Source organism: Streptomyces sp. NPDC001933 (genome assembly GCF_042890955.1).
Taxonomy (GTDB): domain Bacteria; phylum Actinomycetota; class Actinomycetes; order Streptomycetales; family Streptomycetaceae; genus Streptomyces.
Window position 1 is genome coordinate 155,372 of record NZ_JBIASS010000010.1, and the last position, 15,238, is coordinate 170,609.

The 15,238-nt window shown below is 69.5% G+C and carries 12 protein-coding genes; 5 read left to right on the forward strand and 7 right to left on the reverse strand.

Features of this window, described 5'->3' with window-relative positions:
- Positions 1-75: 75 nt before the first annotated feature.
- Both ACFYY7_RS24405 and ACFYY7_RS24410 read right to left on the reverse strand, forming a co-directional pair.
- Positions 76-600 carry a DUF1877 domain-containing protein gene (locus ACFYY7_RS24405; RefSeq protein ID WP_388664442.1) on the reverse strand — a complete coding sequence of 175 codons (525 nt, stop codon included), beginning with the start codon at positions 598-600 and terminating at the stop codon, positions 76-78.
- Between the two features lie 48 nt (positions 601-648).
- On the reverse strand, positions 649-924 hold the full coding sequence (locus ACFYY7_RS24410; RefSeq protein WP_388664444.1) for a peptidylprolyl isomerase: 276 nt from the start codon (positions 922-924) through the stop codon (positions 649-651).
- Between the two features lie 623 nt (positions 925-1,547).
- On the opposite strand from ACFYY7_RS24410, the gene ACFYY7_RS24415 reads away from it, so the two are divergent.
- On the forward strand, positions 1,548-2,567 hold the full coding sequence (locus tag ACFYY7_RS24415; RefSeq protein ID WP_388664445.1) for a proline racemase family protein: 1,020 nt from the start codon (positions 1,548-1,550) through the stop codon (positions 2,565-2,567).
- A gap of 345 nt (positions 2,568-2,912) precedes the next feature.
- Here ACFYY7_RS24415 and ACFYY7_RS24420 read toward each other — a convergent pair whose 3' ends face one another.
- Together ACFYY7_RS24420 and ACFYY7_RS24425 are read right to left on the reverse strand one after the other, a co-directional pair.
- Positions 2,913-6,308, reverse strand: coding sequence for a S8 family serine peptidase (locus ACFYY7_RS24420; RefSeq protein WP_388664447.1), 3,396 nt, complete (start codon positions 6,306-6,308; stop codon positions 2,913-2,915).
- Positions 6,309-6,444: 136 nt separating this feature from the next.
- Positions 6,445-7,476, reverse strand: a complete 1,032-nt coding sequence (locus tag ACFYY7_RS24425; RefSeq protein ID WP_388664449.1) for a helix-turn-helix domain-containing protein — start codon at positions 7,474-7,476, stop codon at positions 6,445-6,447.
- Between the two features lie 165 nt (positions 7,477-7,641).
- Here ACFYY7_RS24425 and ACFYY7_RS24430 point away from each other — a divergent pair, with 165 nt between their 5' ends.
- Positions 7,642-8,763: a PP2C family protein-serine/threonine phosphatase gene (locus ACFYY7_RS24430; RefSeq protein ID WP_388664451.1), complete on the forward strand. Its 1,122-nt coding sequence runs from the start codon at positions 7,642-7,644 to the stop codon at positions 8,761-8,763.
- A gap of 269 nt (positions 8,764-9,032) precedes the next feature.
- Positions 9,033-10,064 carry an endonuclease/exonuclease/phosphatase family protein gene (locus ACFYY7_RS24435; protein WP_388664453.1) on the forward strand — a complete coding sequence of 344 codons (1,032 nt, stop codon included), beginning with the start codon at positions 9,033-9,035 and terminating at the stop codon, positions 10,062-10,064.
- A 295-nt stretch (positions 10,065-10,359) separates the two neighbouring features.
- On the opposite strand, the gene ACFYY7_RS24440 is transcribed toward ACFYY7_RS24435, so the two are convergent.
- Positions 10,360-11,775 (reverse strand): FG-GAP repeat domain-containing protein, encoded by a 1,416-nt coding sequence (locus ACFYY7_RS24440; RefSeq protein WP_388664455.1) that lies wholly within the window; start codon positions 11,773-11,775, stop codon positions 10,360-10,362.
- 439 nt (positions 11,776-12,214) lie between these two features.
- Between ACFYY7_RS24440 and ACFYY7_RS24445 the strand changes: the two genes are divergently transcribed.
- Positions 12,215-12,475, forward strand: a complete 261-nt coding sequence (locus tag ACFYY7_RS24445; RefSeq protein ID WP_388664457.1) for a hypothetical protein — start codon at positions 12,215-12,217, stop codon at positions 12,473-12,475.
- A 455-nt stretch (positions 12,476-12,930) separates the two neighbouring features.
- Here the strand turns inward: ACFYY7_RS24445 and ACFYY7_RS24450 are convergent, their stop codons facing one another.
- Complete coding sequence (locus tag ACFYY7_RS24450; RefSeq protein WP_388664459.1) at positions 12,931-13,764, reverse strand: PIG-L family deacetylase; 834 nt, start codon at positions 13,762-13,764, stop codon at positions 12,931-12,933.
- A gap of 417 nt (positions 13,765-14,181) precedes the next feature.
- Entirely contained in the window at positions 14,182-14,391 is a 210-nt protein-coding gene (locus ACFYY7_RS24455) for a VOC family protein (RefSeq protein ID WP_388664461.1), read from the reverse strand.
- Positions 14,392-14,559: 168 nt separating this feature from the next.
- Here ACFYY7_RS24455 and ACFYY7_RS24460 point away from each other — a divergent pair, with 168 nt between their 5' ends.
- Positions 14,560-15,237, forward strand: a complete 678-nt coding sequence (locus tag ACFYY7_RS24460; RefSeq protein WP_388664733.1) for a 2-phosphosulfolactate phosphatase — start codon at positions 14,560-14,562, stop codon at positions 15,235-15,237.
- The last annotated feature ends 1 nt before the right edge of the window (position 15,238 follow it).

Consider the following 15,238-nt stretch of genomic DNA (forward strand, 5'->3'; position numbering starts at 1 on the left):
TCGGGCGTTCTGTCCTTGTGGCCGATCACGCACCCCCCCAGTTGGACGTGAGACCGGCTGGGGTGAAATCCCGCATCAGTCCCACCAGAGCACGACGAGAAGACGCCGTCGGGACGCTCCGAGGCAGAACTCCCGCAAGGCGTTGAAGTGCTCGATCAGGTACTTCCCCGGGCCTCCAGCGATCGTGTCGGCTCCATAGCCGATCAGAGCACCGGCCCGTACGTCGTCAGTCGGCAAGGCGGCCAGCATGGCCGGCATGTCCATCTGCTCGAGCAGTTCGGCGACGCGAGCCACTTGAGCTGCGGAAAGGGCTGTGGGGGCGGGCCCGAAGGGGGCGATGGCATGCGGGTGTGTGCTGAGGAAACCGAGGTCGATCGCGGTGTCGCCGTCGGTGGCCTGCCGCAGGGCATCCAGCCGGACGTCATCGAGACCCGCCAGTTCGCAGACCCGTCCCAGCAACGCCGGCGCCCAGTCCAGGTCCAGGACGTCCCACGGCGGCGGCTCCCAACGAGGGTCTCCGTCGGGCGATTCGCCGGCAGAACGGCGGCAGTCGGCGAGATATCCGTCCGAGATGCGGGCAAGTTGCTGAGTGACGGCCATGACGGCAGTATCCCGACGACGTCCAGCGGTTTTACCTGCCTCGGTGTCCTACGACGTCGTGGGCACCCTGCCCAAGAGGAAGGAACACGGGGGAAGTCGCAACGTGTCGCCTGCAGGGCCGTGTCCGGTGCGGTGGCCGAGCGGACCGTCCTCGGCCATCAGGACGTTGCCGGGATTCAGGTCTCGGTGCACAACGCCGACCGTGCCGTCGTGGAAGCCGTCCTCGACGTACTGGACGAAGTTCTCGACCTTTTTCGGAGCCTTCTCGGCATCGAGCTGCAGGATGATGTCACCGTGGTTGGTGGCCAGCCGGACCTTGGACATGACGACCGCATTGTCTGTGTGCGTACGACGACGGAACGCTCAAGAGCATTGCCACAGCCTCGCCCGGACGCGGCTCGCCGCACGGCAGACGGGGCTCGTGACCGCAGCCACCGAGGGATGAAGCGGCCGCCGACCCTGGCCGATCCGTGCCAGTGACGCTCCTGGGCACCGACCGGGCACGATGCGGGATACCGTCCGGGGGCCGCCGAACGGCGGCGGCGAGGTTACCCGCGCCGTGCCGGGAGGCCACCGTCACCACCGAGGAGGAACGTGACGCCGAGCTCGAAGAGGCGTTCGGCGATCTCTGCCTCGTCATGGCCGACCGGGAGGTCGCCGAACTCCGCAAGGCCGCGGAATCCACGGTGCGCGGATTCACCGACGGGGCGAGACCGTGGACGATCCCGGTCGGCACACGGGAAACGACGCGGGAGACGGCAGCCAGGTCATCGGCCCGCGCGCGGACGTCCCGTCGCAGGGCGGACCGGACTCAAGCATGGGCTCCGAATCGGCGAGGAAGCGGCGCCGGCCCGTCCGGACTACCTCACCGTGCCCGAGGAGTTCGTCGACGCCGCTCGGATCCGGCCGGCTCGCACCCTGCCCTCACCAGCTCCGTGGAGGACCTCATGACCATCCACCAGGTATTCACCACCGACTACCACACCGGTGGTGAACCGTTCCGCATCGTCCCCGAACCGCCGGTCGCCATCGAAGGCGCCACCGTCGCCGAACGCCGTATGTTCGCCATCGGCAACGCCGACGTGGACAACCTGCGGAGGCTGTTGTGCTTCGAACCGCGCGGACACGCCGACATGTACGGCGGGTTCATCACCCCGCCCGATGACGAGGGTGCTCACTTCGGCGTGCTGTTCTGGCACAAGGACGGCTTCTCGACAGCCTGCGGCCACGGTTCCATCGCGCTCGCCGTCTGGGCCGTGCAGACCGGCCGCGTCGCCCGCGACGCCTCCGGCATCACCACAGTGGTCATCGACGTCCCCTCGGGCCGGGTCACCCTGCGCGTTCACACCGCCGGCGAGCAGATCACCGGAGTCGACTTCGTCAACGTCCCCAGCTACCGGCTCGCCGAACGCGTCACCGTCGCCACGTCCCGCGGGGACGTCGTCGTCGATGTCGCCTACGGCGGCGCCATCTACGCGCATCTGGAAGCGGCCGGCGCAGGACTGGCAGTCACCCCCGAGCACTACTCCGACCTCATCGCGATCGGACGCGAGGTCAAATGGGCGCTGAACGACAGCGAGTACGCCCGTCACCCTGTCGACGACCGCCTCAGCGGCATCTACGGAACCATCCTGTACGACGACCTCGGCACCGACGAGAACGGCAACCCGCACCAGCGCAACGTCACCGTCTTCGCCGACGGCCAGGTCGACCGTTCCCCGTGCGGCTCCGGCACCTGCTCCCGCGTCGCCGTGCTCGCAGCGACGGGCCACCTCGAGCCGGGCCGGATTCTCGTCCACGACTCGATCGTCGGCACCCGCTTCCACGCACGGGTCGTCGCGGAGTCGGCCGCCGACGGCTACGCCGCTGTCATCCCAGAGGTCACGGGGATGGCGTACCGGACCGGCGAGCACCGCTTCGACCTCGATCCCGCGGACGAACTCGGCACCGGCTTCGTCCTGCGGTAGCAGCCCCGTCGACCGGCTGGGGATGCGCGTGCGCGGTGCGGACGTCCCGCGTACGCCTCACTCAGGAGTCCGTCTCGGCCCGTCCTGCCCGGTGCCCGGTCGACCGCACGGCGTCACCGTCGACGGAACCTGCCTCGGCCTCTGCCTCGGCGCCGCCGAAGAAGCCCGCCGCCGAGAAGGTCCACAGCTGATGGCCGATCCCACCTGACGCCCGGTTCTGACCGGGGCCTGCCAGGAATCAGGTGGGATCGGCCTGTGTGGCCGCAAACCGCATTCATCGTGCGCGGTTGCACCCGGAAGGGCCGCGTGGTCGACGTACTGACCCACGCGGCCCTGACCAGCTGATTACCGGACGTCGTAGGCGCGGGTGATCGTCTGGGTGACCGCGTTGCCGTTGGCGTCGGTGAGGGTTGCCTTCATCGTGACCTGCTTGCCGGAGGTTCCGGTGTGGTCGAGAAGGGCCGTCCAGCGGCCGTCATGCTGTTCGGTCGGCGCCTGGGTCCAGGTGGTGCCGCCGTCGTAGGAGTAGGACAGCGTGGCCGCCGTGATCGCGCCCGGCGTGTATCCGGCGTGTCCCTCGACCGACAGGCCGACCTTCAGCGCCTTCTCCGCCGGAAGGGTGTTCATGCTGTCCACCGGCACGTCGTACGCCGGGAAGAGGAGCGGCAGGCCGCGCGAGAAGACGTCCGCCTCCCGGTGGGAGCGGAAGCTCCACGTGGTGGTGACGGCGCTGGAGCGCAGCCAGTTCCGGTCCGAGGTGTCGATCTTCTGCATGTTCTGGGTGAGTTCGTAGGCGGAGTCCTCGTCCGGCACCTCGAACACGCCGTACGGGTCGACCTTCCGGCCGATCTCCACGCCGTTGCGCTTCAGCCGAAGGTTGCCGATGTCGCCGAAGGACGCGCCGGGGGACCAGTGGTCGCCGGACCCGTCGAGCCAGAACGCGGTCTGCATGCCCATCAGGTCGCCCTGCCGCTCGGCGGCCAGCACGGGCTTGCCGTCGGCGTCACGCGGGGCGGCCGGCCGCAGCAGGCCGCGGTACCACTCCTCGGCGCGCCGCTGTGCGGTCCGGTAGGTGCGCTCCTGGTCGCCCAGGAACGCGCCGAACGGGAAGCTGGTCATCGCGCCGTGGTACCAGATGTCGTCGCCGGTCGTGTAGTAGGCGGTGCGGGTCGCGGGCACGTGGACCGCGCCGTACGGGCTCACGGGGATGTAGCCGCTGCCGCTCTCGGGGCGGCGGACGAACATCGCGTCGAGGTAGTCGGCTTCCTTGCCCACGGCGTTCCAGGTCTCGGTGACCTGCGCCATCCGGGAGTCCTTGGGCCGGTAGACCTTGTCGGCCTGGAGCGGTCCCGAGGTCGGGAACGTCAGGTTGTAGACGTACGGCGAGCCGCCCTCGGAGCCGCTCGCGCGCCAGGTGGGCCGGAACTCGAAGGTACCGTTCGTGGCGCGTCCCTCGATGTCAGCGTAGAACTTCTGGACGGTGGCGTCCGCCGAGACCGAGCCGGAGATCAGCCAGGTGTCGTCCCAGGTGCGGGCGTAGCTGATCGTGGTCAGGTCCACCTTCGCCGGCCGGTCGGTCTCCAGGCTCAGCCGGTGGGCCTGCCCGGCGTCGAGGACGACCGTGGTGTCCCGGGTGATCCGGAGCTGCGGCCGTGCGAGGTAACTGACCGATTCTGCGGCGCCGTCCGCGTCGTACGTCGTCACGAAGCCGCTGATGGAGTAGCTGCCGGGACGGACACGGAACGTCTGTTCGGGCGCCCCGGAGTTCTTGCGGCGCTCTCCCTTGTCGGTGTCCAGGCTGACGAGGTCCAAGGAGGAGCTGCCGGTCGCGGGCTTGCCGTTGCGGTCCACGGTCTTGACCCGGAGGGTGACCGTCTCCGCCTGGACGTACAGCGTGACCGGCACGGAGACGTGCACGTCGCCGCCGGTGGCGAGGATCCGGCCGGTGACCGCACCGTACTGGGAGTCCTGGAGACGGGCGGTGGGGTCGATCTGCACCGGCACCTGAGCGGTGGCCCCGGCGGGGATCGTCACCTTGCGCTGCCCCAGCTTGACGATGTCGGAGTGGACATCGCTGCCGTCGTTGCCGTGTACGCCGCTGACCTTCAAGTTCAGGGTGAGGTCGTTGTCGCTGTTGTTGGTGAAGGGCACCTTCACGGACGTGCGGTCCGACGCGTCCTGCGGCCAGTTGTAGTCGCCGGCCTGGACGGCGGGCGCGGAGACCACCTTCTGGTTCACCGCGGCGAACACGTCGAGGACGCCGGCGCCGGTCTGGTCGGCGCCCTCCACCTTCCCGCCGGTGCGGGCCGAGGCGACGAGCGCGGCCTTGATCTGCTGAGCGGTCCAGTCCGGGTGGGCCTGGCGGACGACGGCCGCTGCGCCCGCAACGTGCGGGGTCGCCATCGAGGTGCCGGACATCGACCGGTACGCGTAGACGCCGCGGCCGCCCGCGCTCGCCGCCGAGATGTCGACGCCGGGCGCAGCGATCTCGGGCTTGAGGGTGTGCTTGACGGCGACGGGGCCGCGGCTGGAGAACTGCGCGGTGCTGTCGTCCCGGTCAACGGCGCCGACGGTCAGCACATCGGGGACGCACCCGGGCGAGGAGACGGTCTCGGTGCCCGGGCCGGCGTTGCCCGCGGCGACGACGAACAGGCTGTGCGTGTTCTGCGCGAGCTGCTTCGTGGCCTGGGCCACCGGGTCGGTGCAGTCCCCGATCGTCGAGTTGCCGAGGCTCATGGAGACGACGTCGGCCTTCTGGTCGACGGCCCACTGCATGCCTGCGATGACCCAGGAGTCCAGGCCGTACCCGCTGTCGTTGAGGACCTTTCCGATCAGCAGGGAGGCGCCGGGGGCCACGCCCTTCTTGCGGCCTTCGCTGGCGGCTCCGGATCCGCCGACCGTGGAGGCGGTGTGGGTGCCGTGTCCGACGTGGTCGTCGGTGGTCTTGGAGTCCGTGAAGTTCTTGGAGGTGGCGACCCGGTCCACGAGGTCCGGGTGCTCGGCGTCCACGCCCGTGTCCAGCACGGCGACCTTGGTGTTCTTGCCGTCGTAGCCGGCCGCCCAGGCCTCCGGCGCGTGGACCTGCTTGGTGGACCGGTCCAGCGTGGCCTCGACCTTGCCGTCCAGCCACAGCTTCTTCAACGCGGAGGCGGAACGCGAGCGGGAGTCGGTGACGTCCCGCCAGAACGCGGCGGCGGTGTCCTTGTCCGCCTTGAGCGCGACGCCGCCCACGGCAGGAAGCGACAGGCTCCGTTCGGAGCCGCGAGGTGCCTCCGGTGCGTTCTTGGCGACGTTCACGCTGTTCCCGTAAGTGGCGATCAGCGGGAGCGAGTCGGTGTGCGCGTCGTCATATCCCTGGCGGATGAGCCCGGTGACGTTGAACAGCTGCTCATCGACCCTGCCCTCGGCGACCGCCTGGGAGGCGCCCTCGGGGTAGACGTAGAGGTCCTTGCCCGACTGGTAGGTCTGGAACATCGACTGCGTGCCGTCCTCGCGCGGCAGCACCGCCGCGGAGCTGCGGCCCGACTTGTCCGTGGTGACGAGGACCTTGTCTCCGGTGATGAGCGTGACCGCCGTCTGCTTGCCGCGGTCCTGCGCGTTCTCGCTGCCGAGGACGGGGCGCTTCCCCGACCCCGATGCGGCGTCATGCGGTGCATCCGCCGCCCCGGACGGCGTGACTGCCGTGAAGGCCAGGGCCGCGGCGGACGCCGCTCCCATGGCTATACGTGTGATGGGGCGCATGAATCTCCCTACTTGGTGCAATGAAATGCCGTCGTGCGGCTGAAGCCTGGCAGACATGCAGATGACGTAGGGATGCCTGCGCATGACGGGTATCCCGCATGTCGGGTTTCCGTCAGACGGTCACGAGGAGAGTCGGTCACAGCCAGCCCGCGCGGGCTGCGTGCCAGCCGAGCTGCAGGCGGGAATCGGCTCCCGCAAGGTCCATCAGACGGCGCGTCCGCCGCTCCACGGTCCGGATGGAGACACCTAGCTGCGAGGCCGCGCGCCGGTCGGAGATCCCCGCCAGCAGCAAGGACAGGACTTCGAGTTCGCCCTCGGTCGGCCATTGCTCCGCTGCCGTCTGCGCCCGTACGCCCGAGGCAGTGGGGTACAGCGGCCGGGCCCGGTCCCATTCCTTCTCGAACAGGTGCACAAGGGCGGTGAGCAGACCGCTGCGGTGCACCACGATGGCGCTCGGCTCGCCGCAAGGACCGGCCATCTCCAGCGGCACCATGGCGCGCTCCCGGTCCGACACGACCATCTTCAGCGGCAAGTCGTCGACCAGGCGGAGTTCCAGCCCCGCGGTGATGGCCGCCCGCATGTCCGCTGCCACCTCGTGTCCGTCGAGGTAGTCCTTCGTGGCCACGACCCGGAATTCGACCCCGCGGTCGAGCGCGGAACTCTCCGCCATGTCGGTGTCCTCGCGCGGCACCGCCATCGGCGCGCCGACGAGGAACACGAGCAGCTCCCGCTGCGCGCCGAGCTCCAACTGGTGGAACCGGTGGGCTACCTGCTCCACGCCGACGACCACCTCCACGACACTGCCCGCAGGGTGTGCGGCAGTGCTCCGGTACTGCTCGGTCAGCACCGAGAACGCGTTCTCGGCCCGCTGCAACGCGTTGCGCTGCTCGACGAGAAGCGGGGCGAGGGCCACGGAAGGCGGCGTGAGCCGGTACCGGGCGGCGGTTCCGCCGTCGGCTCCCTGGCCGGCCGGGGCCGGCACCTCACCGCCCGCCTCCGACACGACCGCGACCAGGCCACGTGCCGCCAGATCGAGCAGGACTCGGGCGATCTCGGCCCGCTCCAGTCCGGTCTGCCGGACGAGTTCCTGGGCCGAGGCGGACGAACGGGGCAGCAGAGCCGTGTAGACAGCCTCTTCGGCTGAGCCCAGTCCCAGTGCCTGCAACATCCAGTTCCCCCCTCGGGGAGACCTTATCCCCGCTGCCCGGCGCGCCATGCGCCGGGCCGGGATACCGGCCGCCGAGAGGGTGCGGCCGTCCGGCGGGGCGCGGCCGCCCCGCGGTCGGGGCCTGCTTACTGTAAACAGAAATGCCCCATCTGCCCCGGAGGTCCCGTGGTACGTAAGCATCCGAAGAAGCCGGTACGTCCGGCCGAGGCCATCGAACCGCCGAGCGGGGCCGAAGTCGTGACCGCCGTCGCCTCGGTCACCTTGCTGGTGCTGGTTCTGGGGGCCCTGTCGCAGTCCCCGGTGTGGCTTCTGGGCCTTCTCGTCTTCCTTCCGGCGGCGGCGTCGGCGCTGTGCACCGTCCGCCAGACGAAGTTCGTGTCCGTCTGGACCGGACTCGTCGTGATCGTCACCATGCTGGTCCGGCACGGGGACGGGCGGCCGTGGCTCGACAGGTTCCTCATGGTCCTGCTCACCCTTGTCCTGGGTGCGGCCTCCGTCTACGCGTGCCACCGCCGCATCAGCCGTGAGCAGGAGATGATCGGGCTGCGCTCCACAGCGGCCGCGATGCAGCGGCACATCCTGCGCCCCCTGCCCATGGTCACCGACGACGTCCTGGTGAACGGCGTGTACGAGCCCGTGCAGGAGGACCGTCTGGTCGGCGGGGACATCTACGACGTCGTCGACTCGCCGTGGGGAACCCGGGTGCTGATCGGCGACGTCCAGGGAAAGGGCCTCCCGGCGGTCGGCGCCGCGTTCGCCGTCATCGGGGCGTTCCGTGCGACGGCTCACCGGGAACCCACTCTGACGGCACTCGTCGACGCCCTGGACGCCTCCGTAGTACGGCACAACTCCTATGCCGCGCAGACCGGCGACGACGAACGGTTCGTCACCGCGCTCATCCTCAACATCGACGCGGGTGCGGAAGTGCAGGCCATCAACTGCGGTCATGTCCTGCCACAGGTGCTGCAGGACGCCACCGTCACGACACTGGCCCTCACCTCCGGCGTTCCCCTCGGTCTCGCCGAGCTCGCCCACGAACCCGCGACGGTCGACTGGTTCGTCTTCCCGCCCGGCGCGACCCTGCTCCTGACCACGGACGGACTCACCGAGACCCGCGCCGCGGACGGTGCGTTCTACCCTCTCACCGAGAGCCTCACCCGGCGCGTGTCGCTCTCCCCCACCGAGCTGCCGCGTGCGCTGTACAACGACGCGCGTGAGTTCGCCGGGGGCGGCGGCCAGCACGACGACGTGGCGGTACTGACGGTGCGCCGGTCACCGAGCCACTGAGCGGTCGTTCGTCGTACATCGTCATACGCGGGAAGCCCCACGCACGGCAGAGGCGTACTCGCTGTCGTGCTGATGCTCGGCATCCCCGCCGTCCGCGCACTTGCCACCACCTCGCCCGCAAGGAGCCGTCGGACGCCCGAGTCCAGACCGCCTACGGACAACTCCGCACGACATGGGCCACAGCCGGGTGCCAGTGGATCCGGCCTTCAGCAGAAACTGATTCGCCTGATCACTCGTCCTGGAGGGCGAGGCCGAGTGAATGGGAAGCCATGGTGGAGCGGGCGGACAGCGGTACGACGTCGACAGTGGAGGCAGCAGCGCCCCGGTGGGCGCGGTGCCGGACGGGGCGGTGGGAGGAGCGCGCGAGGGGCCAGCGGGCCTTGACTCGGGACCAGGTCCTCGCCGCGCTCGCGGTACTGACGGCCGCGCTGTTGGCATTCCACCGGGCCGTCCCCAACTCCGGGGGCCGCCTGGGCAGTTTGCTGGAGAGCTTCCTGCCTTGGCTCGGCCTGGTGGTCGTGGTTCTGCTCGGCCTGACGCTGCTGCGGCGTTCGGCCACCGCGCTGGTGGCCTTGCTACTGCCGGTGGCGGCCTGGACGTACCTCTTCGGCGGGCTCCTGCTGCCCGGGGCGGAGCCCGGCACGCACGACCTGGTCGTGGTGCAGCACAACGTCAGCGACGAGAACAGCGACCCGGCGGGCACGGCCCGCGCCCTGGCTGACGCCTCACCCGATCTCATCGCGCTGGAGGAGCTGATCCCCCCGGCGCTTCCGGCCTACGGGAGGACCCTTGCCCCCGACTACCCGTACCACGCAGTCCAGGGCACCGTCGCACTCTGGTCGAAGCATCCGCTCACCGATACCCGGCCCTTGAACATAAAACCCCAAGGGATCACGGAGGCCTGGAATCGCGGGCTGCGGGCCGTGGTCCACACGCCGCAAGGCGAGATCGCAGCGTACGTCGCGCACCTGCCCTCGGTCCGCGTCGGGGCGAGCGGCCTCGCGTCCTCCTGGCGCGATGAAAGCGCCGATCTGCTGGGAAGGGCCATCGCCGCCGAGAAACTGAGAACGGTGATCCTGCTTGGCGACCTCAACGGCACGGTCGACGACCGCGGGCTGGCCCCGCTGACCTCACGGATGAACGTGGCGGAACGCGGCTTCGCCTTCAGCTTCCCCGCGGCCTTCCCGCTGGCCCGGATCGACCAGGTCATGACCCGCTCGGCAACCGTCGGCCACATCCGCACCTTGCCCGCCACCGGCAGCGACCACCTGCCGGTCGCCGCCCGGATCACACTGGGCTGAAGGAACGGCCCAAGTGACAACCAGAGTGCTTCGCCACATTCGGCCCAGAGGCCCGGGAAAGCCGGCTATCGGCAGCCGGCAGCCGCGTGGAGAACACCCAGGGCGGCGAAGCCGATGCCGGTGACGTAAGTGGGGTGCAGGATTCACTCCGGCAGGATTCCCTCCGGCCAGGATTCCCTCCGGCCAGGCGAGGCACGGGCGGCAGGACGAACCGTCCGGCTCGCTGAGGCCGGGTGCCGGGTGCGCTGCTTCGCGGTGCGCTCGGCACTCGGCGCATGGAGCTTGATCATTTGTCTCAGTGGCCGAAGCCGGAGCCGAAGCGGTCCCCCGTCATGGGCTTCAGCCCCAGATCAGCAGGACCGATGAGCATCGGCCCGGAGGTGCTGATGCCGGCAGGGCCGCCGCGCAGAATCCGGACCTTGTCGTCGGCCCCGCTTGCGTACGACGTGCCGACCGCCAGCTCCGCCGCGCCGTCGCCGTTCAGGTCCTGGATCGCCAGCCGGGGCCACACCGGGAGGCCGGAAATACTCTTCGCGTTCGTGCCCGTCAGGCCCTTCGGTCCGCCGCGCAGCACCAGGGTCACCGTCTTGTCGTCCTTGAGCGGGGCGCTGAACGCGATGTCGGCGTAACCGTCGCCGTTCACATCACCCGTCGCCGGCGCGTTCCCGAAGTTGCAGTAGGAGGAGACCGGCTCGCCGGGCAGCCCCGGTGTCTTCTCGTTGATCGTCGTGGGCTTCAGGCCGGTGCTCCACCCGCTCTTTCCGCCGTACGCGACCATCAGCCGGCTGCCGCCCTCGGGCACGGCTACGTCGCCGAGGATCTCGCAGGTGAGGCTGACGATCACATCGTCGAAGCCGTCCCTGTTCACGTCGGACGTGAGGGTGACCGAGCCGTACATGTCCTTGCCGCGCGCGTCCTTGAGGCGCGGGCCCTTCTTCAGTACGCCGTTGGCCGCTCCGCGGTATACGAGGGTGGCGCGGGGGGTCGGGATCTCGTCCGCGAACACGTGCGACCAGGTGACCACCAGATCGTCCTTGCCGTCGCCGTTCACGTCGCCGACGCCGGTGGGCCGGGGGGTGTAGTACGACGGCTTGTCGGGGGTGAGGTCGAGCGTCTTCGTACGAGCGGGCTTGCCCGTCCGGGTGAACGGGCCGAACCGGACCGTTGCCTTGGGGTCCGCGTTTCGGCTCGTGACGAGGTCGGCGTGGCCATCGCCGTCGAAGTCACCGGCGACCGGCGTGGCGCCGCTGAGCTTGGCTGCTCCGGAGAGCTTCTTCTTTCCGCCCCAGACCACGAAGACCGTGTTGCTGCCGGCCTGCGTGATGAGGTCGCTTCGGCCGTCGCCGTCGAGGTCGGCCGAGATGGCACCGCTGCCGAAGCGGCCGCCGGTGCCCGCCTTGCCGAGGCCGAGGCTGTCCTGGGTGATCACCTGGTGGCGCCGAGTGTCGGGTCCGGCAGCTGAGCCGTGCACCACAGCCGCGTAGCCGGCGGCGTACTTGCCGTTGACCGTGGCCGAGGTGTCGGTGATGACCAGATCCTCCTTCCCGTCGCCGTCGAAGTCGGCATGAGCCCCAGCCGTGTCGGGGTCGGCCGCCGGCCGCTTCGTGGCCGCGGCGGTCTGCGTCATGACGGTGGAGTCGGGGACGGCTGCGGGGGCCCCGCAGGCGGCTACCGCGGCCAGGGCCAGGGTGGAGACAAGTCGTTTCTGCATGCAGAGTTGGACCGGGGCCGCCCCCGAATGGTTGTGCGGGCGGCCAGGCAGGCCGTACGGCGGTGCCCACGCCGATACGGGCACAGTCACCCTGCCATCGGGCCGCTCCAGGACCGGCACCGGCCACGGGCCGGGGCCGCGGAACCTCTGCTCCCGGTCCCCCTGCCACCGCCTGACACAACACACCGCCGAGCAGTGCGTCGGCCCCGCTCCCGCTGCACCGCGTACAACGGGTCACCGTCGGATTGTCCGGCGACGGTCGAGGCCCGGCTCGGAACAGCGTTGCCCAGCGACTGCGAGGAGCTGGTCGAGCTCTTCGGCTACGGGACTTCGACGACTACCTCGGTCTCCTGATTCCCGGCGGTCCACCCGGCAGCCTCGACCTCGTCGAGTTCAACGAGTTCTGGGCCCGGGCAGCCGCCGAGGACGGCGGCGAGCAATGGGAGCCGTACCGGCTCCAGGAGGCCTGCTCCAGGAGCCGGGCACGGAGCAGCGGAGCTCCTTCCACTGGCTCACCGAGGGCGCCGACCCCGGCCGGTGGCCCATCCTCGTCACGGGTGACGACTACAGCGAGTGGGACCGGTTCGACGTATCGACCGCGGAGTTCGTCGACCGCCTGCTCACCGCCAACACCACCCCTGCTCCACCGCACGCTACTTCGACCAGCACTGAGCCTCTTCCGACCTCACGCCGCATGTGAGGTCGGAAAAGGCTCCGTCACCGCCGCAACGGTGCGTCTGTGGTTGAAGGCGCAAGTCGCCGGAGACCTCTGAGCCCGCCGGTGGACCACTCCTCGCCCCCGATCGGAGCCAGCCCAGAAGCGCGTTCACCGACGGCGAGTTCGATAGACAGCCCGAGGATCCTCCGGAGAAGGCTGTCACCAACTGGCCGGACCGAGTTCCCTGCATATCCACGGAGCACGCGGTCATGTGGACGGCAAGGGAGGCCGGCACCGAAGCGGCCCAAGGCACACCCGTGAACAGGAGCCAGTCCATGGCAAGTTGTCGCCACTCATGGATGCCGCCCTGCGGCATTCGGGCCATAGTGGGCAGCCCGACTGCCGGTAGGAGCCCAAGAGCTGTGCCGGCCGCCATCCCACTGGCGAACTCTCCGGTCTACGCCGGCGCCAACGCGGCAATGACGACACACAGCGGATCAGCGCAGTCCGGCGAAGAGATCGTTCTCGGGTACGGCCACGCCGGTGGCGTCCTTGACACGTACGAAGGTCTCCATGCCCATCAACTCGCCAAACCTCTCCTTGCCCATCTTGAGGAAGAAGATGTTCTCGCCCTGACTCGCGTGCGCGGCCAGCGCATCGAACTTCTGACCGCTGAATGCGGTGGTGTCCACCCACGTGGTGATCTCATCGTCGGGCAGGCCGATCTCGGCCATCGCGGCGGCCTCAGCAGGATCCGGCTCCGGCATGTCCCCATGAAACTCGCGCATGGTCTCCCCGAACCGCTGCATCATCGAGCGGGGCGCCGTCGTCCAGTACACCTTCGGTGTCAGCGCGGTCATCTCCAGCGCCGCCATCGTGATGCGGTGGGCCTGAATGTGGTCGGGGTGGCCGTAGAAGCCGTTCTCGTCGTAGGTGACGACCACATCGGGTCGGTAGTGCCGCATGAGTTCCGCAAGTCGGGCAGCGCCTTCCTCCACGGGGGTCTGCCAGAAGGATCCAGGGGCGTCGTTGCTCGGCCAGCCCATCATCCCGGAGTCTGCATAGTCCAGCATCTCCAGATCGCTGACCTTCAGGACGTCACAACTCGCCCTGAGTTCTTGTCGGCGCATCAAAGCAACAGCCGCCGGATCGTGCCCGGGATCGCCCGGCTTGACACCCCCCGGCCCATCACCGCAACCGCCGTCGGTACACGTCACGAGAACGGTGCGGATGCCTTCCGCCGCGTACCGCGCGAGGACCCCTCCGGTTCCGGTGGCCTCGTCGTCGGGGTGGGCATGTACTGCCATGAGCGTCAACGGCCGGTCAATCATGAAACGGTCCTCCTGCAGAAGTACGTCTTGGTCCGAGTGCGCGGCGGGCGTACCGCGATCCTGAGGTCCGGATCCTGGCGGGGCGGATGACCTTGCAGTCTCCGTGTTCCCCGCCCGTACGGCGCCGGTCCCTCGGTCGATGCAACCGTGCCGACCGGGCCGGCTGTTCCCGGCGCAGCCAATTGGCCTTCCAGGCGTCGGAGTTTCAACGCGAACACGGTACAGGCGCGACCTGCACGTCGCAGCGCCACGTCGGCCTCCGCCCGCCGCACCAAGCCGCCGGTCAACCCGGTTCATTCCCCCAAGTACGCCCCAAGCCCGAAGCCCGCCCGGCGAAGGCTGATATGGACAGGCTCTGCCCCGGCACCGGCACCCGCGCGGAGAACCGCCGGTGGGCGTCCGGCCGCCGAGCGGCGCTCAGTACGTCTGGATCTCCAGCAGATTCCCGTCCGGGTCGCGCAGGTGCGCCGCCCGCAGCCCCCACCCCGGCATGTCCCGAGCGGGCGTCACCAGCACCCCGCCATGCCGACGGCACAGCGCGACCGCCGCGTCCATCGCAGCCACGTCAGCGACGGGCACCACGAGGGCCGCGCCGAACGCGCGGCCGCCGCTGAGCAACTGCGCCACGACCGGCTCGATGCGGTGACCACACTCGCCTCCGCCGGCTCCGGCCACCGTCGGGCCATTACGCACCGCTTTCGCAGCGCAGGCAACCGAAGGCATTGCCCGAGACCGTCTACGTGATGTGCATCACCGCCCGGGTGATTCGGTTCGGGCATGCGCGACCATGACCGGATGAACGCTCGCTTCCTTGGTATCGCCGAGTTGACCGAAGCCCCGTCCGTGGCGGTCGTTGTCGACGTCATGCGTGCTTTCACGGTGGCTGCCTGGGCCTTTGGCCAGGGGGCGGAAAAGATCGTTCTTGCTGAGTCGCTGGACGAAGCGCTGGCGCTCAAGGCTCGCCGCCCGGATTGGGTGGCGCTCAAGGACGGTCCGCTCGCGCCCGGGTTCGACACCGTCAACTCTCCGGGCCTGTTGCGGTCTGTTGACCTTGCTGGACGGACCGTTGTGCAGAAGACCACGGCAGGGACGGTCGGCGCCCTCGCCGTCAAGGAGGCGTCGCTGGTGCTGTGCGCCAGCTTCGTGGTGGCGGAGGCAACGGCTCGGCTCTTGCGGACACACGAGTGTGACAGTGTCACGTTCGTGGTCACCGGCGAGGACGGGCAGGCCGATGAAGATCTGGCGTGCGCTCAATACATCGCCCGCAGGGCCACCGGGGCCGGGACGAATGCAGGTGAATTCCTCCGCCGTGCCGACGAGTCGCGTGCTGCCACCGAGTTGAGGGAGGGTGTGCGCCAAGGAGTCCATCCTGATGACGTCGCACTCTGCCTTGAGCTCGACCGATTCCCCTTTGCCATGGTGGCGACCTTGGAAGACTCGCTCATGGTCCTCCGTCCGTGCGCCGCGCCTTAGC

What these genes read in the sequence shown, in the direction of transcription:
- ACFYY7_RS24405 (WP_388664442.1), bottom strand. Translation starts at nt 600, where the DNA reads ATGGCCGTCACTCAGCAACTTGCCCGCATCTCGGACGGATATCTCGCC.
- ACFYY7_RS24410 (WP_388664444.1), bottom strand. Translation starts at nt 924, where the DNA reads ATGTCCAAGGTCCGGCTGGCCACCAACCACGGTGACATCATCCTGCAG.
- ACFYY7_RS24415 (WP_388664445.1), top strand. Translation starts at nt 1,548, where the DNA reads ATGACCATCCACCAGGTATTCACCACCGACTACCACACCGGTGGTGAA.
- ACFYY7_RS24420 (WP_388664447.1), bottom strand. Translation starts at nt 6,308, where the DNA reads ATGCGCCCCATCACACGTATAGCCATGGGAGCGGCGTCCGCCGCGGCC.
- ACFYY7_RS24425 (WP_388664449.1), bottom strand. Translation starts at nt 7,476, where the DNA reads ATGTTGCAGGCACTGGGACTGGGCTCAGCCGAAGAGGCTGTCTACACG.
- ACFYY7_RS24435 (WP_388664453.1), top strand. Translation starts at nt 9,033, where the DNA reads ATGGTGGAGCGGGCGGACAGCGGTACGACGTCGACAGTGGAGGCAGCA.
- ACFYY7_RS24440 (WP_388664455.1), bottom strand. Translation starts at nt 11,775, where the DNA reads ATGCAGAAACGACTTGTCTCCACCCTGGCCCTGGCCGCGGTAGCCGCC.
- ACFYY7_RS24445 (WP_388664457.1), top strand. Translation starts at nt 12,215, where the DNA reads ATGGGAGCCGTACCGGCTCCAGGAGGCCTGCTCCAGGAGCCGGGCACG.
- ACFYY7_RS24450 (WP_388664459.1), bottom strand. Translation starts at nt 13,764, where the DNA reads ATGATTGACCGGCCGTTGACGCTCATGGCAGTACATGCCCACCCCGAC.
- ACFYY7_RS24460 (WP_388664733.1), top strand. Translation starts at nt 14,560, where the DNA reads ATGAACGCTCGCTTCCTTGGTATCGCCGAGTTGACCGAAGCCCCGTCC.